Origin of the sequence: Frigoribacterium faeni (assembly GCF_007988805.1) — a bacterium.
Taxonomy (GTDB): Bacteria; Actinomycetota; Actinomycetes; order Actinomycetales; family Microbacteriaceae; genus Frigoribacterium; species Frigoribacterium faeni.
The window spans coordinates 16,368-38,524 of record NZ_BJUV01000011.1 but is presented as its reverse complement, the minus strand read 5'-3'; the positions used below and the strand labels follow the sequence as shown (position 1 = coordinate 38,524).

The 22,157-nt window shown below is 72.7% G+C and carries 20 protein-coding genes and 1 tRNA gene; 5 read left to right on the top strand and 16 right to left on the bottom strand.

What is annotated here, in order from left to right:
- Nucleotides 1–124: 124 nt before the first annotated feature.
- Nucleotides 125–1,807 (top strand): long-chain-fatty-acid--CoA ligase, encoded by a 1,683-nt coding sequence (locus tag FFA01_RS06930; protein WP_146854357.1) that lies wholly within the window; start codon nt 125–127, stop codon nt 1,805–1,807.
- 59 nt (nt 1,808–1,866) lie between these two features.
- Here the strand turns inward: FFA01_RS06930 and FFA01_RS06925 are convergent, their stop codons facing one another.
- The 5 genes from FFA01_RS06925 to FFA01_RS06905 all read right to left on the bottom strand — a co-directional run bounded on the left by FFA01_RS06925 (nt 1,867) and on the right by FFA01_RS06905 (nt 6,431).
- Nucleotides 1,867–2,316: an SRPBCC family protein gene (locus FFA01_RS06925; protein WP_146854355.1), complete on the bottom strand. Its 450-nt coding sequence runs from the start codon at nt 2,314–2,316 to the stop codon at nt 1,867–1,869.
- Complete coding sequence (locus tag FFA01_RS06920) at nt 2,313–3,779, bottom strand: phytoene desaturase family protein (RefSeq protein ID WP_146854353.1); 1,467 nt, start codon at nt 3,777–3,779, stop codon at nt 2,313–2,315. Before FFA01_RS06920 ends, FFA01_RS06925 begins: the two co-directional genes overlap by 4 nt.
- Nucleotides 3,776–4,783, bottom strand: a complete 1,008-nt coding sequence (locus FFA01_RS06915; RefSeq protein WP_146854351.1) for an SDR family oxidoreductase — start codon at nt 4,781–4,783, stop codon at nt 3,776–3,778. Before FFA01_RS06915 ends, FFA01_RS06920 begins: the two co-directional genes overlap by 4 nt.
- A gap of 126 nt (nt 4,784–4,909) precedes the next feature.
- Nucleotides 4,910–5,626 (bottom strand): hypothetical protein, encoded by a 717-nt coding sequence (locus tag FFA01_RS06910; RefSeq protein ID WP_146854349.1) that lies wholly within the window; start codon nt 5,624–5,626, stop codon nt 4,910–4,912.
- A gap of 103 nt (nt 5,627–5,729) precedes the next feature.
- Nucleotides 5,730–6,431, bottom strand: a complete 702-nt coding sequence (locus tag FFA01_RS06905) for a DedA family protein (RefSeq protein ID WP_146854347.1) — start codon at nt 6,429–6,431, stop codon at nt 5,730–5,732.
- A 207-nt stretch (nt 6,432–6,638) separates the two neighbouring features.
- On the opposite strand from FFA01_RS06905, the gene FFA01_RS06900 reads away from it, so the two are divergent.
- Nucleotides 6,639–6,965, top strand: coding sequence for a DUF7882 family protein (locus FFA01_RS06900; RefSeq protein ID WP_146854345.1), 327 nt, complete (start codon nt 6,639–6,641; stop codon nt 6,963–6,965).
- 24 nt (nt 6,966–6,989) lie between these two features.
- Here the strand turns inward: FFA01_RS06900 and FFA01_RS06895 are convergent, their stop codons facing one another.
- From FFA01_RS06895 to FFA01_RS06860, 8 genes are all read right to left on the bottom strand, one after another.
- Nucleotides 6,990–7,385 carry a DUF3054 domain-containing protein gene (locus FFA01_RS06895; protein WP_146854343.1) on the bottom strand — a complete coding sequence of 132 codons (396 nt, stop codon included), beginning with the start codon at nt 7,383–7,385 and terminating at the stop codon, nt 6,990–6,992.
- 26 nt (nt 7,386–7,411) lie between these two features.
- Complete coding sequence (locus tag FFA01_RS06890) at nt 7,412–8,056, bottom strand: spermidine/putrescine ABC transporter substrate-binding protein (RefSeq protein WP_146854341.1); 645 nt, start codon at nt 8,054–8,056, stop codon at nt 7,412–7,414.
- A gap of 134 nt (nt 8,057–8,190) precedes the next feature.
- A complete protein-coding gene (locus tag FFA01_RS06885; RefSeq protein ID WP_146854339.1) occupies nt 8,191–9,027 on the bottom strand; it encodes a DUF3097 domain-containing protein in 837 nt (278 codons plus the stop codon).
- Nucleotides 9,020–9,823: a hypothetical protein gene (locus FFA01_RS16110; RefSeq protein ID WP_146854337.1), complete on the bottom strand. Its 804-nt coding sequence runs from the start codon at nt 9,821–9,823 to the stop codon at nt 9,020–9,022. Before FFA01_RS16110 ends, FFA01_RS06885 begins: the two co-directional genes overlap by 8 nt.
- 52 nt (nt 9,824–9,875) lie before the next feature.
- A complete protein-coding gene (gatB, locus tag FFA01_RS06875; protein WP_146854335.1) occupies nt 9,876–11,375 on the bottom strand; it encodes an Asp-tRNA(Asn)/Glu-tRNA(Gln) amidotransferase subunit GatB in 1,500 nt (499 codons plus the stop codon).
- Nucleotides 11,375–12,925, bottom strand: a complete 1,551-nt coding sequence (gene gatA, locus FFA01_RS06870; RefSeq protein ID WP_146854333.1) for an Asp-tRNA(Asn)/Glu-tRNA(Gln) amidotransferase subunit GatA — start codon at nt 12,923–12,925, stop codon at nt 11,375–11,377. Before gatA ends, gatB begins: the two co-directional genes overlap by 1 nt.
- 2 nt (nt 12,926–12,927) lie before the next feature.
- Nucleotides 12,928–13,227 (bottom strand): Asp-tRNA(Asn)/Glu-tRNA(Gln) amidotransferase subunit GatC, encoded by a 300-nt coding sequence (gene gatC, locus FFA01_RS06865; protein ID WP_146854331.1) that lies wholly within the window; start codon nt 13,225–13,227, stop codon nt 12,928–12,930.
- A 54-nt stretch (nt 13,228–13,281) separates the two neighbouring features.
- The gene (locus FFA01_RS06860) at nt 13,282–14,526 is read right to left on the bottom strand and encodes an MFS transporter (protein WP_146854329.1); all 1,245 of its coding nucleotides are present in this window, start codon (nt 14,524–14,526) and stop codon (nt 13,282–13,284) included.
- Between the two features lie 55 nt (nt 14,527–14,581).
- On the opposite strand from FFA01_RS06860, the gene FFA01_RS06855 reads away from it, so the two are divergent.
- On the top strand, nt 14,582–15,565 hold the full coding sequence (locus FFA01_RS06855) for an ArsR/SmtB family transcription factor (protein WP_146854327.1): 984 nt from the start codon (nt 14,582–14,584) through the stop codon (nt 15,563–15,565).
- Nucleotides 15,566–15,604: 39 nt separating this feature from the next.
- On the opposite strand, the gene FFA01_RS06850 is transcribed toward FFA01_RS06855, so the two are convergent.
- From FFA01_RS06850 to mnmA, 3 genes are all read right to left on the bottom strand, one after another.
- Nucleotides 15,605–17,005 carry an alpha/beta hydrolase gene (locus FFA01_RS06850; RefSeq protein ID WP_146854325.1) on the bottom strand — a complete coding sequence of 467 codons (1,401 nt, stop codon included), beginning with the start codon at nt 17,003–17,005 and terminating at the stop codon, nt 15,605–15,607.
- A gap of 106 nt (nt 17,006–17,111) precedes the next feature.
- Nucleotides 17,112–19,466 carry an NAD-dependent DNA ligase LigA gene (ligA, locus tag FFA01_RS06845; RefSeq protein WP_146854323.1) on the bottom strand — a complete coding sequence of 785 codons (2,355 nt, stop codon included), beginning with the start codon at nt 19,464–19,466 and terminating at the stop codon, nt 17,112–17,114.
- Between the two features lie 10 nt (nt 19,467–19,476).
- Entirely contained in the window at nt 19,477–20,607 is a 1,131-nt protein-coding gene (gene mnmA / locus FFA01_RS06840; RefSeq protein WP_146854321.1) for a tRNA 2-thiouridine(34) synthase MnmA, read from the bottom strand.
- A 58-nt stretch (nt 20,608–20,665) separates the two neighbouring features.
- On the opposite strand from mnmA, the gene FFA01_RS06835 reads away from it, so the two are divergent.
- Nucleotides 20,666–21,949 carry an MFS transporter gene (locus FFA01_RS06835; RefSeq protein WP_146854319.1) on the top strand — a complete coding sequence of 428 codons (1,284 nt, stop codon included), beginning with the start codon at nt 20,666–20,668 and terminating at the stop codon, nt 21,947–21,949.
- A gap of 49 nt (nt 21,950–21,998) precedes the next feature.
- Nucleotides 21,999–22,083: transfer RNA gene (locus tag FFA01_RS06830), tRNA-Leu, on the top strand.
- The last annotated feature ends 74 nt before the right edge of the window (nt 22,084–22,157 follow it).

The window sequence follows — 22,157 nt, the reverse complement described above, 5'->3', positions numbered from 1 at the left end:
TCGGGGTGCGATGCTCTCCGATCCAACGCCCGTCGCCGGGGGCGACTTCCCAGGAGGGGACCGTGACCGCCGAGTGTTCGCGAATCGGACAGGGCGCCGCGCGCGATCCGCCTAGAGTGTGGGGGTGACCATCGACACCCCTCGTCCCTGGCTTGACTCGTACGCTCCCGACGTCCCCCACGACATCGAGCCCGTGACGGGCTCGCTCCTCGACCTCGTCGACGAGAGCGCGCGGCGCTACCCGAAGGCCGTGGCCCTCGAGTACTTCGGCGCGACGACCACGTACCGCGAGCTCGTCGAGCAGATCGCCCGTGCCGCCGAGGGCCTCCGCAGGCTCGGAGTCGAGCACGGCGACACGGTCGCCCTCGTGCTCCCGAACGGACCCCAGCACGTCGTCGCGTTCTACGCGGTGCTGCGCCTCGGCGCCGTGGTCGTCGAGCACAACCCGCTCTACACTCCCCGCGAGCTCCGCCACCAGTTCGAGGACCACGGGGCCAAGGTCGCCATCGCCTGGAACAAGGTCGTCGACACCATCCAGGCGTTCCCGTCCGACGTCGCGGTCGACCACGTCGTCTCGGTCGACGTCACGCGGGCGATGCCCTTCGCCACCCGGGCGGCCCTCCGACTGCCGGTGCCCAAGGCTCGCCAGTCCCGTGACCGCCTGTTCGCTCCCGTGCACGGCACCACCCCCTGGGAGTCCATCGTCTCCTCGCGCCCGATCCGGGCCAAGCACCCCCGTCCGGACACCGACGACCTCGCCGTCATCCAGTACACCAGCGGCACCACGGGCACGCCGAAGGGCGCCCAGCTGACCCACCGCAACCTCCTGTCGAACGCGGCGCAGTCGCGGGCCTGGGTGCCCACGATCGAGCAGGGCGCCTGCACGGTCTACGCCGTGCTGCCCATGTTCCACGCCTACGGGCTGACGCTGTGCCTCACCTTCGCGATGAGCATGGGCGCCCGTCTCGTGCTGTTCCCCGCCTTCGACCCGGCGCTCGTGCTCAAGGTCATGAAGAAGCGTCCGCCGACCTTCCTGCCCGCCGTCCCGCCGATCTACACGCGTCTGCGCAAGGCGGCCGACGAGGCCGGCGTCTCCCTGCAGGGCGTCGAGGTCGCGATCTCGGGCGCCATGCCGCTCTCGGCCGACGTCGTCGAGCCGTGGGAGGCCGAGTCGGGCGGCTGGCTGGTCGAGGGGTACGGGCTCTCCGAGTGCTCGCCCGTGCTGATGGCCAACCCCGTGGGGCCGACCCGTCGGGCCGGCACCGTCGGTCTGCCCCTGCCGAGCACCGAGGTCAGGGTGGTCGACCCCGACGACCCCACCGTCGACGTGCCCGCCGGCGAGCCGGGCGAGCTGATCGTCCGCGGCCCGCAGGTGTTCACCGGGTACTACCGCAAGCCGCAGGCGACCGGCGAGGTGTTCGTCGACGGCGACTGGTTCCGCACCGGCGACATCGTCACCCTCGACCCCGACGGGTTCGTCCGCGTGGTCGATCGCATCAAGGAGCTCATCATCACGGGCGGGTTCAACGTGTCGCCGTCCGAGGTCGAGGAGGTCCTCACGCGCTTCGAGGGCGTCCTCGACGCGGCCGTCGTCGGGATGCCGAGCCCCGGCGGCGAGCAGGTGGCGGCCGCCATCGTCGTGGCGCCCGGCGTCGAGGTCGACACCGCCGCGCTGCGCGCCTTCGCACGGCAGAACCTCACGCCCTACAAGGTGCCGCGTCGCATCGTCGTCGTCGACGCCCTCCCGACGTCGCTGATCGGCAAGGTGCTGCGCCGCAAGGTGCGCGACGAGCTGCTCGGTCACTGACGCCCCGCACGACAGGACGCCCCGCCCCGGTCCGGGGCGGGGCGTCCTCTCGTGCGGACTCACCCCACGGTGTCGCCGCGGCGTCCTTCGGCCAGCCAGGCCAGGCGCTGCAGCGTCTCGCGGTTGCGGATGCCGAGGGGGATGTCCATCAGCGGGCGGGGCACGACGGCGCCCGGCCCGGAGACGGCGTCCTCGACCATCGTGACGTGGCATCCTCCCGTGCGCGGCCGCACGGTGAAGGCGACCCGCGCCTCCCCCATCGGCCATCCCCGCGCGAGGAGCACGACACGACGCGGAGGGTCCCATTCGACGATGCTCGTGGTGTCGTCGATGACGGCGGGCCAGACCCCGAACGAGTGGCTGATCCTGGCTTCGAGGGACGGCCACGACTCGTCGACGTCGCGGATCCGCGACGACCCGACGACCCAGCTGGGGAACGACCAGCCGTCGGCGAAGACGGCGAAGACGTCGTCGGGCGACGCCTCGATGAAACGCTGGTCGGTGCTCATGCCGTCGCCTTCCGGTCGGGGCCCAGTGCGGGCAGGGTGGTGATGCCGAACTCGTGGCGGAGGGCGCTGCGCGCCGCGTAGGCGCCTCCCATGCCGTGCACGCTCGGTCCGGGGGGCACCGACGACGACGCCAGGTAGACGCCCTTCGCCGGCGTGCGCCACGGGTCGGTGGAGAGCACCGGACGCGCCACGAGCTGCGTGAGGCTCGGCGCTCCCGACGCGATGTCGCCGCCGATGTAGTTCGGGTCGTGCTCCTCGAGCTCGTCGGCGGAGAACGAGTGCGAGGCGAGCACCAGCTCGCGGAACCCGGGGGCGAACCGCTCGATCTGGGCCGTGATCACCTCGGTCATGTCGCGGGTGCTGCCCGAGGGCACGTGGGCGTAGGCCCAGAGCGAGTGCTGTCCGGCGGGTGCCCGGGTGTCGTCGACCACGCTGGGCTGCACGACGAGCACGAACGGGTCGTCGGAGTGCCGTCCCCTGGCCACGTCGTGCTCGGCGCGCGCCACGTCGGCCCGGTCACCGCCGAGGTGCACGGTCGGCGAGGCGGCGAGCTCCTGCACCGACCACGGGACGGGGCCGCTGAGCGCGAAGTCGACCTTGGAGGCTCCCCCGCCGTACCGGAACCGCTCGAGTCGCCGTCGGTACCCGGCGGGGAGCCGGTCGCCGGCGATCGAGATCAGCTGACGGGGAGTCACGTCGAGCAGGGCCACGTCGGCGTCGAGCTGACCGAGATCGGTCACCTCGCTGTCCGTCTCGATGACTCCCCCGTGTGCGACCAGGTCGGCCGCCAGCGCATCGGCGATCGACTGGCTGCCGCCCCGGGGCAGCGCCCAACCCCGGCCGTGACCGTGGACGGCCAGCGTGAGGCCGGCGGCGGACGCCGACAGGCTCGGCATCGGCCGGATGGCGTGCGCCATCACCCCGGCGAGCAGCGCCCTCGCCTCGCGGGTCTCGAGGCCGGCGTCCCACCAGGGTCCGCCCTGCGCCAGGATCCGGAGTCCGAACTCGACCACGGCGCCGGGGTGGCGCGGCACCTGGAGGATCGGCGAGAGCGTGAACTGCGAGATCTCGTCCTCGAGCTCGACGAGGCGGCCGAACATCCGTCGCCAGGTGGCTCCGTCGACGCCGAGCCCCTCGACCGTGCGGTCGAGGTCGCGGTAGGCCACGCCGGCGGTCCCGCCGTCGACGGGGTGCGCGTACGAGACCTCGGGGACGATCATCTCGACCCGCTGCTCGAGACCCCATCGGCGGAAGAAGCCCGAGGCCATGGCCATCGGGTGCACCGCCGAGCAGATGTCGTGCCGGAAGCCGGGGAGCGTGAGCTCGGCCGTCCGCGTGCCTCCGCCGATGGTCGCCGCCCGTTCGAGCACCTGGACCCGCAGACCGGCCCGGGCCAGGACGACCGCGGCGGCGAGGCCGTTCGGCCCGGCTCCGACGACGGACGCGTCGAAGGCGCGACTCATCCGCGCCTCCCGGCCACCGCCCGGACCGTCGCCGCCCCGGCTCCGAGGGCCGCGGCGACGGCCAGTCCGTAGCTCAGCCGTCGGTTCCGGGTGTACCAGATCTGCGGGCTCGAGCTGTGGGCGCGATCGCTGAAGATGCCGCGGGCCCCGTGGTCGCCGGCCGTCGGCTCGTAGAGGTTGTCGGGCAGCATGGGCTCGGACTTGTCGGGCGCCTGCTGCCCCGAGTAGCCGGTCTTCGCCATGAAGACGTCGAGCCAGCCGGCCACGAAGCGGTTGCCGAGCACGGTCCCGAGCGTGGGCTCTCCGATCCACGATCGGCGGCGCGGCCGGTCGGCGACGTCGGCGATGGCCCGGGCCCCGACCTCGGGCTCGAAGATCGGCGCGACCGGCTGCGGGTGGTCGGGCAGGGTGGTCCGCACCCAGTTGAACTGGATCGTGTTGAGCGCCGGCATGTCCACGGTCGAGATCCGCACCGCGCTCTTGTTGTGCAGCAGCTCGGTGGTCACCGACTCCGTGAACCCCTGCACGGCGTGCTTGGCCGCGCAGTACGCCGCCTGGAGGGGGATGCCCCGGTGGGCCAGCGCCGATCCGACCTGGACGACGTGGCCGTGGTCACGCGGCACCATGCGCGACAGCGCGGCTCGCGTGCCGTTCACGAAGCCGAAGTAGTTGACGGCCGTGGCGCGTTCGAAGTCGTCGGGATCGGTCTCGAGGAACTCGCCGAAGACGCCGACCATGGCGTCGTTCACCCAGAGGTCGATGGGGCCCCATTCGGCCTCGACCCGATCGGCGGCCGCCTCGACCTGAGCGCGGTCGGCCACGTCGGTCGGGATCCCGAGCGCCCGGCGTCCGGCGGCCCGGATGTCGGCGGTGGCGCCGTCGAGGCCGTCCTGTCCCCGGGCGAGGACGGCGACGTCCCAGCCCCGCGCGGCGAGCTCACGGACGGTGGCGCGGCCGAGGCCTGCGCTGCCTCCGGTGACGACGGCGATCCTGCTGGTTGTCATGACTCTCCTCGAATGCGGCCTGCGGTCGCAGGACCTCCGACGGTAGTCGCCTCGGAGCCGAGGAGGCGCGTCCCGGCCCGATCGCGCCTCCTCGGTCGTGCCCGGCGTCGCGCGGGTGCGCCCGGGTCAGATGTCGAAGTCCCCGAAGCCGCCGCCGAAGTCGCCCCCGCCGAACGCGTCGCCGCCGCCGAAGTCGCCTCCCGCGTCGCCGCCGGCGTCGGCGGTCGTCGCGTCGGCACCCGCGTCGCCGGAGTCGGCACCCGCGTCACCGCCGTCGCCCTCGCCGCCGTCCGCCGTCGCGTCGGCGTCGGGCAGGAACGCGCTCACCAGCGCCGAGCCGATCACGAAGCCCGCCACGGTGCCGAGCAGGGATCCGCCGATCATCGAGCCGATGCCGGGACCGCCGCGACCCGGGGCGCCGGCTGCTCCCTGCCGGCCGCCGCCCAACGTCCGCTCGAGGGTGCCGGGCTGTCGGAGCTCGGAGCGCGTCGCCGCCTGCGCCAGCGACTGCGGGTCGTCGCCCCGCGGCTGCTCGCCCGAGGCCGACTGCGCGCTCAGCTCGTCGAAGACGAGCCTCCGCTGCTCGGGCGTGAGCTTCTGGAAGGCCTCGGCGTGCACCTGCTCGATCGTCTCGGGAGGGGCCGTGCGGAGCAGGTAGCGGTAGCGCTCGACGGCGATCTCGTCGTCGCTGCGCGGTGCGGCCGGGGCGGGGGCCGCCGGGCGGGAGGGAGGGGCCTGATCGTACGACTGCTGGCCGTAGGGCCGCTGGTCGTAGACGGTCTGCTGCTGTCGCGGCCTCGGCGTGCTGTCGTCTCGGCCGAGGAGCCTGTCGAGGAATCCCATGAGCGTTCCGTTCCGTTCGAGTTCGGGTCCGATGCCGGCGGCACCGGCGGGGTGTCCGACGGTACGGGCGTCCGCCCCGCGGCGCCTGAGCGCGCGGTGCGGATCAGCCGCGAACGTCGTCGACGGCGGCGTCGCGACGGCGGCGGCGCAGCACGGCGCGGACGATCAGCCAGACGATCACGCCGACGATGGCCGCGTACACGACGTAGTCGAGGTACTTGGCGTACTCGTCGATGAGCTCGTACTGCGTGCCGAGGGCGGCGCCGAGGGCGATGAGGAGCGTGTTCCAGATCGCGCTGCCGACGATGGTGAAGAGCGAGAACGTCGCGAGGGGCATCCGGTCGGCACCGGCGGGGAGCGAGATGAGGCTGCGGACGCCGGGGATGAACCGGCCGAAGAAGACGGCGGAGCGCCCGTGCCGGTGGAACCAGCCCGCCGCCTTGTCGAAGTCCTCGCGATCGACGAGCGGCAGCTTCGACAGCCAGCGGATGCTGCGCTCGAGGCCCAGCTTGGCGCCGAGGAGGTACAGCACGAGCGCCCCGACGTACGCGCCCAGGGTCGTCACGGCCACGAGCAGCACGAGGTTCATGTCGCCGCTGCCCGCGAGGGCTCCGGCCAGGGGGAGGATCAGCTCGCTGGGGATGGGCGGGAAGATCGTCTCGATGAAGGTGAGCAGCCCCACGCCCCACTCGCCGAGCGCGTCGATCACCCGCGAGGCGATGCCCACGATGCCTCCGCTCTCGGTCAGCGAGCCGGGGGCGGAGGAGGCGGACAGGACAGCGCTCGAGGCGTCGATGGAGGTCATGGATCCCTGGGTCGGTTCGGGGCCCGCTCGGGTCGGGCTCGGATCGGCGCTTCGAGTATGCCGGGCCAGGCTGGACGACCGCCCGGGTCGCGCGGACGACTCGTCGGGGCGAGCCCGTGGAACCGCTCCCGACCGGGTAGATTGACCATCGAGCACGCACCCGCGACCCGGGTCCGTCTCGGTAACTCCTCGACGGAACAGGACCTCATGGGATCGCTCATCTACGGCACCTCGGGAATCGAGATCGAGTTCGAGGACCGCACCCTCGAACACCTGCAGATCGTCATCGCCACCAAGCTGCGTCGTCGCGAGTCGTTCTTCTTCTCGTGGCGCGACACGCAGAAGGTCGGCGACGGCCGCAGCAGCATCTGGCTCGACCCCGGCATCCCCCTCTACTTCAAGTACGTGGGCGGCCGCGTCCCGTCGATCAGCCGCGAGTGGCTGACCGAGCTCACGGCCTCGTCGAACAGCTCGTCCGGCCTGGTGCTCACCGACGAACCCAGCCTCGACAACAGCGTCAAGCGCCGGAGCTGACCCCGACGGCGCGACGGGCGGGCGTCACCGGAGGGCGGATCGCCGCCGACGCCCGATCAGCGCCGCGAGCGCGCGCCAGCCGAGCGTGAAGACCCCCAGCACGATGACGGTGACCACGACGAAGCTCACCTGGACGCCCTGACCGCTGGCGACCCGCAGCAGCACGCCGACCACCACCGTGGCCACCCAGACGACGAGTCCCGACGTGAGGGCCGGCAGCGGCCACCTCACCCCGAGCACGCTCAGCCACCCCACGACCAGCCCGACGAGGAACGGCCACGCCGTGGTCGCCGCTCCGGTCGGATCGAGAGCCTCGGCATGACTGCTCCGGCCGATGAGCACGAAGGCGACGACGAGAGCGACGTCGGCGACGAACGCCCACCAGGGGGCGCGGCGGCGAGCGGGGGCGGAACCGGACATGGCGGCCTTTCGGGGCGGGAGCGGGGTCAGCTGGGCTGTTCGAGGGTGCGCGACAGCTCGGACAGCAGCTCGTCGATCTGCGGGTCCACCAGCCGCTCGACGGCGTCGCCGATGCGGTCGCGGTGGGCGATCAGGGCGAAGCAGACGGTGGTGCCGATGGCCTGCGCCTGGTCGTCGGCGAGGGCGAGCTCGCGGCGGAGCGCCTCCTTGGCCTCGTCCGAGTACTCGACCGGATCGCCCGAGGAGCGGTCCCGGGGAGGCGCGTCCTCCTCGGCGAGTCCGGCCAGCGTGAACAGGAACGGCTGGGTCGGGTCGGGCTCGGGGTCGACGTCGAGGCCCTCGAACTCCGGGTCGAGGCCCTCGCCGGGTCGGTAGGCGGCCGGATCGGGCTCGGCGGCGTCGCGCCGCAGCTCCCTGTCCACGAGAGGCAGATTGCGGGTCGTGTAGACGTCGACCTCGTCGTCGACGATGTGACGGAGCCGGTTGAGCAGGGCGTGCTGCACCGCATGCGGCACGTCGTGGTCGAATCCGGCGGCCGCCGCCACCGGAGATCCGAGGCAGAGTCGACAGACCCGGGTCCGCCCCCGGGCCGTGCCGATCCGCCAGCGCGGCAGCCAGCGGAGCCACGCGTCGACGGCGCCCTGGACGCGCCCTTCGATCGAATCGGCCATGTCACGAACTTAGGGCCCGGGGGCGTCGATCGCCCGTCACCCCCGGGCGATTCCCCGCCCCGGACGGCGGGGGGCGGTGGGGAGGACGTGTGCGGCGCGCGCCACGACGAGCGCGGACGGCTCCGGAGCGATGCTCAGTCGACCGTCACGAAGTCGATCAGCCGCTCGACGGGCCCCAGCAGGGCCGGCTCGAGGTCGGCGAAGGTGCGCACCCGGGCGAGGATGCGCTGCCAGGCGGCGGCGATGTCGGCCTGGTCGTCGTGCGGCCAGCCGAGGGCGTCGCAGATGCCGTGCTTCCACTCGATCGACCGCGGGACGGCGGGCCACTCGGCGAGCCCGAGCCGGGCCGGCTTGACCGACTGCCAGACGTCGACGAACGGGTGACCGACCACGAGCACGTGCCGCCCGGCCGGGCCGCGGGCGATCGACTCGGCGATCCGGCTCTCCTTCGAGCCGGCCACCAGGTGGTCGACGAGGACGCCCACGCGGCGGGTGGCCGACGGACGGAACTCGGCCAGCACGTCGGCGAGGTGGTCGACGCCCTCGAGGTACTCGACGACGACACCCTCGATCCGCAGGTCGGAGCCCCAGACCTTCTCGACCAGCTCGGCGTCGTGACGGCCCTCGACGAAGATCCGGCTCTCGCGGGCCACCCGGGCGCGGGCTCCGTCGACCGCGAACGAGCCGGAGGCCGTCCGGGCGCGCCCGACCGGCGCGGCGCGCGGCACCCGCAGAGCGACCGGCGACCCGTCGATCAGGAACGAGCCGCCGAGAGGGAACGCGCGGACGCGGCCCTTCCAGTCCTCGAGCTCGACCAGACCGGCGGACACCCGCACGACGGCGCCGGTGAAGCCGCTCGCGACCTCCTCGACGACGAGGTCGCGGACGGCGTCGGTGGGGGTCGCGACGGGTCGCGTGGACTTCTTCCAGTCGCCGCTCAACACGTCGTGACCGTAGCGGTCGTCATCCACGGGGCGGGCCTCCTCGGTGCGGGGGTCGGGGTTGGTAGGGGCGGGGCGGGCTCGTGGACGCTCTGTCGCCGCTGCCGCCCGGCTTCGCCGCGGTCGGACGGGCCGAGGGCGGTGCGGGCGCCGTCGCCGCCCCGGTCCGCGGCGTCGCCGCCGCACGGCCGGCGTCGTCGCCCGCCGTCCAGGTGTCGCCGCCTCGGGGGCTCGAGCGGTCGGGGGCCGGTCGTCCGGGCCTCGCCCCGGTGCGGGCGCCGTCTCGGGCGGCGGAGATCGGGGACGCGGCCTCGACGGCGCGATCAGGGGCGAACCCGGCCGTGACCACCCAGACCAGCCAGACGATCATGGCCACGACGTAGCCGAGGGACACGGCGAGGGGTATCCACCAGAGCGCGCCGGGGCCGCCGTCCTGGGCGATCAGGGCCACGACGACCAGCGCGGCGAGGAGGAGCAGCCCGGCCGCCGTGCCCCGGGCCAGGTAGGTCGCGAGGCGCCGCCGGAGCTCCCGCCGGCGGGCGGGGGTCTTCCAGTACGCGGGGCGCGGCACCCACAGGTGGCGCACCGGCGTCCAGGCGAGGGCCGCCGCGGACACGAGGTACGCGACGACGATCACGAGGGCCAGCACGGTCGTGACCAGCAGGAGGTCGGACCGGCTGGCGAAGACCGCCCCCGCCCCGTCGATCGTGTGCACGAGGGTGACCCGCGACGGCAGCAGCAGCCCGCCCGCGCCGAGGACGCCCGCGAGCACGACGACCGCCACCCCCATGGGCGCGGCGGGCCGGAGCCACCCGAGGATGCTCATCGGACCGGGTGGCCCTCGCGCTCGACGTCGGAGTCGCTCACGACGACGCCGGTCAGGCCTGTGCTCGTTCGAGCACGAGCTCGCGGACCCGGGCCGCGTCGGCCTGGCCCTTCATGGCCTTCATCACGGCACCGATCACGGCACCGGCCGCCTGCACCTTGCCGTCGCGGATCTTCGCGAGGACGTCGGGCTGGCCCGCGAGCGCCTCGTCGATGGCCGCGATCAGGGCGCCGTCGTCGGAGACGACCTTCAGCCCCCGCGACTCGACGACCTCGGCGGGGCTGCCCTCGCCGGCGACGACGCCTTCGAGCACCTGTCGGGCGAGCCGGTCCGTCAGGTCGCCGTTCTCGACGAGCGCGATCAGCTCGCTGACGTGCAGCGGCGAGACCAGGCTCGACGGCTCGACGCCGCGGGCGTTGGCCAGGCGGGCGATCTCGCCCGTCCACCACTTGCGCGCCGCCTGGGGCGCGGCTCCGGCCTGCACCGTCTCGACCAGCTCGGTGAGCAGACCGGAGTTCACGACGTCCTGGAACTCGAGGTCGGCGAAGCCCCATTCGGCCTTGAGGCGTCGGCGGAGGGCGACCGGCGCCTCGGGCAGGGCGAGACGGAGCTCCTCCACCAGCTCGCGCGGCGGGACGACGGGCAGCAGGTCGGGCTCGGGGAAGTAGCGGTAGTCGTCCGCGTCGCTCTTCGGGCGGCCGGCCGAGGTGCGACCGGTGTCCTCATGCCAGTGGCGGGTCTCCTGCGTGATCGTGCCGCCGGCCGCGAGGATCGCGGCCTGTCGCTGGATCTCGTAGCGCACGGCCCGCTCGACCGAGCGGAACGAGTTGACGTTCTTGGTCTCGGTGCGCGTGCCGAGCTTCTCCTGGCCGTGCGGACGCAGCGACACGTTCGCGTCGCAGCGGAGGTTGCCGCGCTCCATGCGGGCCTCGCTGACGCCGAGCGACCGGACGATGTCGCGGATGGTCGACACGTAGGCCGCGCCCAGCTCCGGCCCGAGGGCTCCGGCGCCGATGATCGGCTTCGTGACGATCTCGACGAGGGGGATGCCGGCGCGGTTGTAGTCGACGAGCGAGTACTCGGCCCCTTGGATGCGACCGGTGGACCCGCCGACGTGCGTCAGCTTGCCCGCGTCCTCCTCCATGTGGGCCCGCTCGATCGGGATCCGGAAGACGGTGCCGTCGGGCAGCTCGACCTCGACCTCGCCCTCGAACGCGATGGGCTCGTCGAACTGGCTGACCTGGTAGTTCTTGGGGTTGTCGGGGTAGAAGTAGTTCTTGCGGGCGAACCGGGAGCTCTCGGCGATCGAGCAGCCGAGGGCCAGGCCCAGGCTGATCGAGTAGCGCACGGCCTGCTCGTTGACGACGGGCAGCGAGCCGGGCAGGCCCAGGTCGACCGGGGTGACGTTGGTGTTGGGGGCGCCGCCGAAGAAGTTCGGGGCGTCGGAGAACATCTTGGTCTTGGTCGCGAGCTCGACGTGCACCTCGAAGCCGAGCACGACCTCGAACCGCTCGAGGGCCTCGTCGTAGTCCATCAGGTCTGCTTTGGCCATCAGATGACTCCCTCGGTGGCGGCGGTCTGTTCGGTGCTGCTGAGATCGGGCGCGCGCGAGATGAGGGTGCGACCCCAGCTCTGCTCGAGCAGCTGCTCGAGAGCCGCGCCGTAGGTGTAGAGGCGAGCGTCCTCTCGGGCGGGCGCCATGAACTGCAGGCCGACCGGCAGGCCGTCCTCGTCGGCGAGGCCCATGGGGATCGTGATGCCGGGGATGCCGGCGAGGTTCGCCGGGATCGTCGTGATGTCGTTCAGGTACATCGCCAGCGGGTCGTCGATCTTCGATCCGAGCGGGAACGCCGTCGTGGGGGCGGACGGCGAGACGAGCACGTCGACGTCGGCGAACGCGGCCGCGAAGTCGCGCTGCACCAGGGTCCGGACCTTCTGCGCGCTGCCGTAGTACGCCTCGTAGTAGCCGGCGCTGAGCGCATAGGTGCCGAGGATGATCCGACGCTTGACCTCGGGACCGAAGCCCGCCTCGCGGGTCGCGGCCATCACGTCCTCGACGGTGCCGCCGCCCTCGGGGACGACGCGCATGCCGAATCGGACCGAGTCGAACTTGGCGAGGTTGCTCGACGCCTCCGCGGGGAGGATCAGGTAGTAGGCGCTGATCGCGTACTCGAAGCTCGGTGCGGACACCTCGACGATCTCGGCGCCGGCGTTCGACAGCAGCTCGAGGGCCTCGGCGAAGCGCGTCTTGACTCCGCCCTGGAACCCGTCCCCGTTGAGCTCCTTCACGACGCCGATGCGCACGCCCTGGAGGGCGCCGCCGGCGAGACCCGCGCGGGCCGCCTCGGTGAACGAGGGCCAGGCGTCGCGCAAGGACGTGGAGTCGCGGGGGTCGTGCCCCTTGATGACGTCGTGCAGCAGGGCCGAGTCGAGCACCGTGCGGCTGACCGGACCCACCTGGTCGAGCGAGCTGGCGAGCGCGATCGCGCCGTACCGGCTGACCGAGCCGTAGGTGGGCTTGACGCCGACGGTGCCCGTCACGGCACCGGGCTGACGGATCGATCCGCCGGTGTCGCTGCCCAGGGCCAGCGGGGCCTCGAAGGCCGCGACGGCGGCGGCCGACCCGCCGCCCGATCCGCCGGGGATGCGGTCGAGCGACCAGGGGTTGTGGGTCGGGCCGTAGGCCGAGAACTCGGTCGACGACCCCATGGCGAACTCGTCCATGTTGGTCTTGCCGAGCGGGATCAGGTCGGCGGCGCGGAGCTTCGCGACGACGGTGGCGTCGTAGGGCGGCACCCAGCCCTCGAGGATGCGGCTGCCCGACGTCGAGGGCATGTCGATGGTGCACAGGACGTCTTTGACGGCGATCGGCACGCCGGCCAGGGGGCCGAGCGCGTCTCCGGCGGCCCGACGACGGTCGACGTCGGCCGCGGTGGCCAGAGCCGAGTCGCTCACGTGGAGGAACGCGTGGACGTCTCCGTCGACGGCGGCGATGCGATCGAGGTGCGCCTGCGTCGCCTCGACGGACGAGACCTCGCCCGAGGCGAGCTTCGTGGACAGGTCGGCCGCGCTGAGGCGGATGAGGGCTGCGGTGTCGGTCATCTCTACTGCTCTTCTCCGAGGATGGCGCTCACCTTGAAGCGCGAGCCGTCGTGGTCGGGGGCGCCGGACAACGCCTGCTCGGCGGTCAGCGTCTCGCCGACGACGTCGGGGCGGAACACGTTCTGGAGCGGGATCGGGTGGCTGGTCGCCGGCACGTCGGCCGTGGCGACCTCGGCCACCTTGGCCACGTTGTCGACGATCTGCCCGAGCTCGCGGGTCATGGTGTCGATCTCGTCGGGGGTGAGGGCGATGCGGGCGAGACCGGCGAGGTGCTCGACCTGCTCGCGCGTGATGTCAGACATGGTGCTCCGTCACAGGGATCGTGTGGGGGTACGGCATGGGGGTCGCCGACGATTCTACGGGGCGGCACCGATCGAGGAGGCGCGGCGGGCGACGATCCACAGCCCCAGTCCCGAGGCGGCGAACAGGGAGGCGAGGATCACCCATCCCGGCGTGCCGAGGCCGATGGCGGTCTGGGTCACGACGAGGGGCGCCAGCATCGCGCCGATGGCTCCGCCGGTTCCGAAGACCCCCTGGTACGCGCCCGCCCGTTCGGGGTCCGCCAGCTCGAACCCGAGCCCCCAGCCGCCGGCCGCGAGGTACACCTCGGCGAGCGAATGGGCCGCGGCGGCGGCGAGCAGCACGAGCACCGCGACGACCGGGGTCCCGACGGCGGCGGCGGCCCAGAGGGCGCAGGCGACCACCATCAGACCGCCGCCGACGAGGCTGGCCCTCCCCGCGCCTCCCACGTCCCTCGCGCCCCGCGAGAGCGGGATCTGCAGGGCGATCACGATCGCCGTGTTCGTCAGCAGCAGGACGGACACCACGGCCGTGGGCGCCTCGGTGCGCTGCGACACCCAGACCGGCACCCCGACCTCGAAGAGCCCGAACTGCATCGTCGTCACGGCGCCGAGCACCGTCACCGCGAGATAGCGCCGGTCGCGCAGCGGCGAGCGCCCCGGCACGACCTCGCCTCGCCGCCGCGGCGCGCGTGGCGGGTCGACGTAGGGCAGGCGCAGAAGGGCGATCACGCTGCTCAGATAGAGCAGACCGCCGACGATCAGCGCGCCTCGGTAGAACGGACCCGAGTCGACCAGCAGGGCCACGCCTCCGACCGCCGTGCCGAGCGCGATGCCGACGTTCGTCACGACCCGCATGGTCGCCCGTGCCGAGACCCGGGCCGGGCCGACGAACGCGCGCGCGAGGAGCGCCGACCGAGCCGAGCTCGCCGCGTTCTGACTGCCCACCACGATGCAGGCGACCCCGACGTACCAGGCGACGGTCCCGACGAACGCGTAGCCGACCAGCCCGAGTCCCATCACGACCGTCCCCGCGACGAGGAGCCGCCTGGCCCCGATCGCGTCGGCCAGGTATCCCCCGGCGAACGACGCGACCACCCCGACGCCGCCGGCGACGGTGAGCCCGAGGCCGACCGTCAGCGCGTCGATCCCGACGACCCGCGTGAAGTAGATGACCGACAGGGTGAAGAAGAGACCGCGCCCGACCGTCCCCACGAGGGTGGACGCCAGCAGGCCGCGGAGGATCGGGTCGGTCTCGCGCAGACGCTGCGCCGGTCGGGTGAGGAAGCGGGTCGTGGTCACGGGACGACCCTGCCGGACATCGACCCGCACCTCCCACGATGTAGCGTTCTGCTACATGCCCCTGCGCTACGTGCTCGATGAGACGGACCTGTCGTACATCCGGTTCGGGATCAGCCCGTTGGTCGAGATGACCCTGAGCCTGCGCTCGTTCGTCGACCCGGGACGGTTCCCGTTCCACCTGCCGTGGCTGCGCCACACCGCCTCGGTCCGCTCGCGGCTCGACGAGGAGGCGCTCCGAGCCTGCGTCGACGCCCGCCTGTGGACGCTCGACTTCCTCTCGCCGACGCCCACCTCGCCGGTCGGCGACATCGGCCGGGAGCTCGGGGCGCTGCGCTCGCTCGACGCCGCGATCGTCGCCCGCGACATCGCCGCCCTGCACGGCGATCACCCGCCGGAGGCCCTGACCGGCGACCCCGGCGCGGCACGCGATCGCATCGTGGCCGCGCTGACCGGCTACTGGGACCTCTGCTTCGCCCCCTTCTGGCCGCGGATGCGCGAGCGCCTCGAGGCGGACGTGGTCCACCGTGCGCGGGAGATGTCGACGTCGGGCCTGGCGGGCATGTTCGCGGGGATCAGCGACAGGATCCGCCTGGAGGGGTCGGTGGTGACCGTGAGGCTGACCGCCGCCACGACCGACCGCCGGATCGAGACCCGCGGCGCCGGTCTGACCATGGTGCCGTCGTTCTTCACCAAGGGCGGCTCGGTGCCGATCGAGGACGACGCCCCGCCGATGATCATGTACCCGTGCCGCGGGGTCGGCGCCCTCTGGGGACGCGCGCGCCCGGCGTCGCCCCGCGCCCTGGTCGAGCTGATCGGATCGGCGCGGACCGCCGTGCTGCTCGCCCTCGACGAGCCCGACTCCACGACGGGGCTGGCGCGCCGCTCGGGTGTCACCGCCTCGGCCGCCGGGCAGCACCTGCGCGCCCTCCGCGAGGCGGGCCTGCTCACGTCGAGCAGGGCCGGGCGGAGCGTGCTATACGAACGGACCGACCTCGGCGACGCCCTCGTGTCGCAGGCGGCCCTCACGGCGCCGGGCTGACGGCCCGGCGGTCGGCGGTCGACGGTCGACGGTCAGCGGTCAGTCCCGGGCGTAGAGGTCCTGGGGTCGCACCAGCGTGATGTCGGGCATCTCAGGCCCCCCGGGGCCGGGGGTGCGGTCGTCGGCGGCGACGAGGTCGCCTCGCCCGAGGCCGATCAGCGCGATGCTGCGGAGCGACTCGGTGCCGGCGCGCAGGTAGTCGTTGTGACCGAGGGCCGCCGACAGGGTCTGCCCGGTCACGCCGTCCGCTCCTCCCCCGGTGTGCATGAGCACCGCGCCGAAGGCGGATGACCCGGGGTCGACGCCGAAGACCGCGCTGCCGGCGACGGGATCGAAGCTGCCCGCAGCGGCGTAGACCTCGCTGCCGTGGACCGCGAGCTGCGTCGCGGTGTCGACGACGCTCCCGGGCGATCCGAGCAGCACGAGCGAGTCGACGGTCACCCGCCCCGACGACAGCGCGAGGGTGGCCGTGGTCGAGCCGTACGAGTGCGCGACGACCGTCACCCGGGCCGGGTCCGCCGCGCGGACGGCATCGAGCCCGGCGATCGCGTCCTCCAGGTGCACGGCACCGGTCCGGGCGAGGTCGAGGCTGTAGACGTTGGTCAGGTCGGGGGTCCGGTAGCCCATCCACGCCACGACCGCCGTGGAGGGCGCGTCGACGGAGCCCGCCCCGGGGACGAGGGCGGCCCAGGTCGACTGCTCGTCGTAGAGGTCGCCGGCCGTGTCCGACCAGTCGACGATCTGACCGCTCACGGTGAAGAACATGCCCGGCACGAGCACGCTGACGTCGTCGGCCGTGTCGAGGTCCCCGATCGAGATCGCGGCGCGCCCCGGCACCACCGTGTCGAGCGCGAGGAGCCGACGTTCCGCGGCACCGCTCGTGCGGTCGTCGAGGGCCTCGCCGACGGCCCGGAGCATCGCCGCCCGACCGACGTCGTCGGGCTGGGCCCGGTCGCTCGCGAGACGGGCGTCGACGGCCTCGATCGCCTCGCTCAGGAAGGCGCGGTTCGCGTGGTCCCGCACGCCGTAGGGCACCCCCTCGAGGTTGCCGACCAGCCCGGGGACCGTCGCCGCGAGTTCGCGCTGCCGCGACCGGTCGAGCGATCCCCACCAGTCGGCCACGATGTCGGCGTCGACGTCGGCCGTCACCGCGGCGGACACCACGCCGACGTCGCCGCCGGTCGGATCGAGACCGGCGCCGAACGCCGCGATCGACGCCGAGGAGGCACGGGTCAGCTGGCCGAGGCAGCGCGCCCCGTCGAGGGCGCCGTCCGCATCGACCGAGCACGCGGTGAGGGCGTCGTCCGCGGCGGGCCGGGAGTCGGCGATCTCCGACGTGAGGACGGTGGATCCCGTGGCCTCGACCGGCACGCCGGGGACCTCGATCACACCGGAGAGGTGGACCGATGCAGACAGGATCGCTGCGGCGAGGAACAGCACGTCGGGTCTTCCCTCTCGGCACGCACCTGTACCCCGAGCCCCCTACAGCCCGAACACGGTGCGTGCTGTCATCGTAGGGGCGACCGTCGACGCGTCACCAGGGGAATCAGGCCTCGACGGCGGGATCGTCCCCCGGATTGGGGGACGCGAGCCCCGCCGGGCCCTCCTTAAGGAGGACGTGGAATTCGGCCGCATCGATGATCCGTACCCCGAGAGCCTCCGCCTTGGTCAGCTTCGAGCCGGCGCCCGGCCCGGCCGCGACGAAGTCGGTCTTCTTGCTGACCGAGTTCCCGGCCTTGCCGCCCGCGGCGATGATCGCCTCCTGGGCGCCTTCCCGGCTGAAGCCCTCGAGGCTCCCGGTGGCCACCACCGTGAGACCCGCCAGGACACCGCCGACCTCGGCGGCCGCGCCGGGGCCGGGGTGGCCGGGGGTGCTGAACTGCACGCCGGCGGCCGTCCACCGGTCGATGATGTCGATGTGCCAGTCGACCTCGAACCAGGCCAGCAGCGCATCGGCGATGATGCCGCCGACCCCGTCGACGGCCGCCAGGTCGTCGCGGGTCGCGGCCCGGATCGCGTCGAGGGATCCGAAGTGGTTCGCGAGCGCCCGGGCCGCGACCGGCCCGACGTGACGGATGCTCAGACCGACGAGGATCCGCCAGAGCGGGCTCGTCTTGGCCTTCTCGAGGTTCGCCAGCATCTCGAGGGCGGTCTTCGAGGGCACGGAGCTCTCGTCGCCGGTGAACTCGGCCGCATCGGGATCGAAGGGGCCGTCCCGCTTGGCTCGCCGGCGACGGAACGGCGTGACGAGCTTGGGCTCGCCGTCGGCCTCGAGTCGCTCCATGCCGGTCTCGGAGTCGCGGACGACCACGCGAACGGGGAAGATGTCGGCCATGGTCAGGCTGAAGAGCCCCGCCTCGGTCTGCAGCGGGGGCGTGGCCGGTTCGACGGGTTGGGTCAGCGCGGCCGCCGCGACCTCGCCGAGGCCCTCGACGTCGAGCGATCCGCGCGAGGCGATGTGCTCGACGCGCCCGCGCACCTGGGCCGGGCAGCTCTCGGCGTTGGGACAGCGCAGGTCGATGTCGCCCTCTTTCGCGGGCTTGAGCGGAGTGCCGCACTCGGGGCAGTCGCTCGGCATGACGAACTCCCGCTCGCTGCCGTCGCGGAGCTCGATCACCGGGCCGAGCACCTCGGGGATGACGTCGCCGGCCTTGCGCAGCACGACGGTGTCGCCGATCAGGACGCCCTTGGCCTTCACCACCTGCTGGTTGTGGAGAGTGGCCTGACGCACCTCGCTGCCGGCCACCTCGACCTTCTCCATGACGGCGAAGGGGGTCGCCCGACCGGTCCGCCCCACGCTGACCACGATGTCGAGCAGGGTCGTGTTGACCTCTTCCGGCGGGTACTTGAAGGCGGTCGCCCAACGAGGGGCGCGGCTGGTCGAGCCCAGCTCCTCGTGCAGGGCGAGGTCGTCGACCTTGACGACGATGCCGTCGATCTGGTGCTCCACCGACGCCCGACGCACGCCGTAGTCGTGGATGAACGCCTCGACCTCGCCGACGGTGTCGAACACGCGGTAGTGGGTCGAGATCGGCAGCCCCCACGAGCCCAGCAGGTCGTAGACCTCGGACTGCGCCCGGACCTCGGTCGCCCGTTCGAGCTCGCGCACCGGCCAGGCGCCGATGCCGTGCACCAGCATGCGGAGACGACGGAGGCGGGCGTGCATCAGATCGCGCTTGGCGGGGCTCTTGCCCTCCTCCTTCTGACGCAGAGAGCCGGCCGCGGCGTTGCGCGGGTTCGCGAAGACGCGCTCGCCCGCCTCCCGCTGCTGGGCGTTGAGCTCGTCGAACTCGCTGACCGGGAAGAAGATCTCGCCCCGGACCTCGACGAGGGGCGGATGGCCGCTGCCCGTCAGCCGCTCGGGGATCGTGCCCATGGCGAGCACGTTGCCCGTGACGTCTTCGCCGACGACCCCGTCTCCTCGGGTGGCCGCCGTGACGAGCAGACCGTTCTCGTAACGGAGGTTGATCGCCAGCCCGTCGATCTTGAGCTCGCTGAGGAACCGCACGCGCTCGGACCCGGCGTCGCGCTGCACCTTGCCCGCCCACTCGGCGAGCTCGTCGTCGCTGAAGACGTTGTCGAGGCTGAGCATGCGTTCGGCGTGCTCCACCGGGGCGAACTGCGTCGTCTCGGCGCGACCCCCGACCGTCTGCGTCGGGCTGTCGGCCTTCTGCAGCTCGGGGTGGGTCCGCTCGATCGCGTCGAGCCGACGCACGAGGGCGTCGTAGTCGGCGTCGGCGACCGTCGAGCCGTTGCCCTCGTAGTACTGGTCTCGCAGCTCGAGGATGCGGGTGGTGAGGTGCTCGGCCTCGTCGCGGGCCTCGGCCTGGTCGGTCGGGACGTCATCCGGGGCCTGCGTCGTCGGCGACTCGGGCGGAGAGGCGGCGTGGGTGTCGCTCATCGTCGTCGGGTCAGACGGTCGCGGCGGCGGGGACCGGCACGGCGCTGACCGTGCGGTCGATGGTGCACTGCCCGAGGACGCGGGTGCCGACGTAGACGACGGCGGTCTGCCCGGGGGCGACGCCGTTGAGGGGTTCGCGAGGTGTGATCACGAGTTCTTTCTTACCCTCGACCACCGACACCCGCGCGACGGCGGGGACGGGGTCGGCGTGGGCACGGATCTGCACGTCGCAGTCGAACGCGACCGTCGGGTCGACCGGGGCGAGCCCGGCCCAGGTGTACGAGCCGCCGGCGATCTCGGCGATGTCGAGAGCCTCCTTCGGGCCGACGACCACCGTGTTGTCGACCGGCCGCACCTCGAGCACGAAGCGCGGCTTGCCGTCGTCCGAGGGGAACCCGATGTTGAGGCCCTTGCGCTGGCCGACCGTGAAGGCGTGCGCGCCCTCGTGCGAGCCGACGACGGCGCCGCTGCGGTCGAGGATCTCGCCCGTCTCGGCACCGACGCGTTCGGCGAGCCACCCGCGGGTGTCGCCGTCGGGGATGAAGCAGATGTCGTGGCTGTCGGGCTTCGACGCCACGCTGAAGCCGCGCTCGGCCGCCTCGGCCCGCACCTCGGCCTTGGAGGGCGTCGCCCCGAGCGGGAACATCGAGTGCGCGAGCTGCTCGGCGGTGAGCACGCCCAGGACGTACGACTGGTCTTTGGCCCACGCGGAGGCGCGGTGCAGCTCGCGGTTGCCCTGGTCGTCGGTGAGGATGGTCGCGTAGTGCCCGGTGCAGACGGCGTCGAAGCCGAGGGCCAGGGCCTTCTCGAGCAGGGCGGCGAACTTGATGCGCTCGTTGCAGCGCATGCAGGGGTTGGGTGTGCGGCCCGCGGTGTACTCGGCCACGAAGTCGTCGACGACGTCGAGCTTGAAACGCTCGGAGAAGTCCCACACGTAGTACGGGATGCCGATCTTGTTGGCGGCGCGCTGGGCGTCCATCGAGTCCTCGATGGTGCAGCAGCCGCGACTGCCCGTCCGCAGCGTGCCGGGCATGCGACTCAGGGCCAGGTGCACGCCCACCACGTCGTGGCCCGCCTCGACCGCCCTCGCCGCGGCGACCGCCGAGTCGACGCCGCCACTCATCGCTGCCAAGACCTTCATCCGACAAGTGTACGCAGGCGCGGGCCCCGAGCCGAGGCGGGCATAGTCTGGCACCGTCATGACCTCCTCCTCCCCCGCCTTCAGCATGCGGTCGGTGGCCCTCGCGGCGTTCCTCCCGGCCGCGCTCTTCGCCATCGGCGAGGGCGCGATCATCCCGATCATCCCCGTCGTGGCGAGCGGGCTCGGAGCCTCGCTGCCGTTCGCGGCCTTCGTCGCCGCGCTCATCCTGGTCGGCGAGCTGATCGGCGACATCCCGAGCGGGTGGCTCGTGTCGCGCATCGGCGAGCGGACGAGCATGATCGGGGCGTCCCTCGTGAGCATCGCCGGTCTCGTCACCTGCCTGCTCGCCCCCAACGAGATCGTGCTCGCCGTCGGCGTGCTCGTGATCGGTCTCGCGACGGCCGTGTTCGCCCTGGCTCGGCACGCCTTCATGACGAGCTTCGTGCCCGTCGAGATCCGCGCGCGCGCCCTGTCGAGTCTCGGCGGGGTGTTCCGCCTCGGCTACTTCGTGGGTCCGTTCCTCTCGGCGGGCGTCATCGAGCTGACCGGCTCGGTCCAGTCCGCGTTCTTCGTGCACATCGCGGGATGCCTGGGGGCCGCCGTCTCCCTCCTGGTGCTCCGCGACCCCGCGGCCGCCTTCGGCCAGCGCCCCGCGGAGCGCCGACGCCGACGAGCCGACGACGGCGGTGAGATCGTCGACGAGGCCGAGGGTCTCGTCGCGGTCCAGGCGCAGGGCCTCTTCGCCACGCTCTGGCGGCACCGCGGCGTGCTCGTGAAGCTCGGCAGCGGGGCCGCCCTGATCGGAGCCATGCGCTCGGGCCGTCAGGTGATGCTCCCTCTCTGGGCGGTCAGCATCGGCCTCGGGGCCTCCGAGACCGCGATCATCATCGGGGTCGCCGGGGCGGTCGACTTCGCGCTCTTCTACACGAGCGGACAGATCATGGACCGCTTCGGCCGCCTGTGGAGCGCGGTCCCGTGCATGGTCGGCCTCGGCATCGCGTACCTCGCCCTCTCGGTCACCCACGACCTCGACGCGCGGGTCGGCTGGTTCATCGCCGTGGCCGTGTTCATGTCGTTGGCCAACGGCATCGGGAGCGGCATCCTCATGACCCTCGGGGCCGACCTCGCCGACAAGAGCGATCCCGCGCCGTTCCTCGGCGCCTGGCGATTCACGGGCGACGCCGGCAGCGCCGGGGCGCCCCTCCTCATCTCGGGCGTGACGGCGCTCGTGTCGATCTCGGTGGCCAGCGGCGTGATGGGCGTCCTCGGACTCGTCGGGGCCGTCATCCTGGTCCGGTACGTGCCCCGCTATTCACCGCACGTCCCGCGCTCGGAGCGATGACCGCCTCCTGATCGACCGGGACCTCGCGCCTCGGTACACTCGTGCTGCCGCGGGAGTGGTGGAATTGGCAGACACGCAGGATTTAGGTTCCTGTGCTTTCGAGCGTGAGGGTTCAAGTCCCTTCTCCCGCACCACGCAGCACGCAGCACGCAGCATCGGCACAGCGGATGTTCAGGCTGACGTCGAGGTTCTCTCCACTAATCTGACT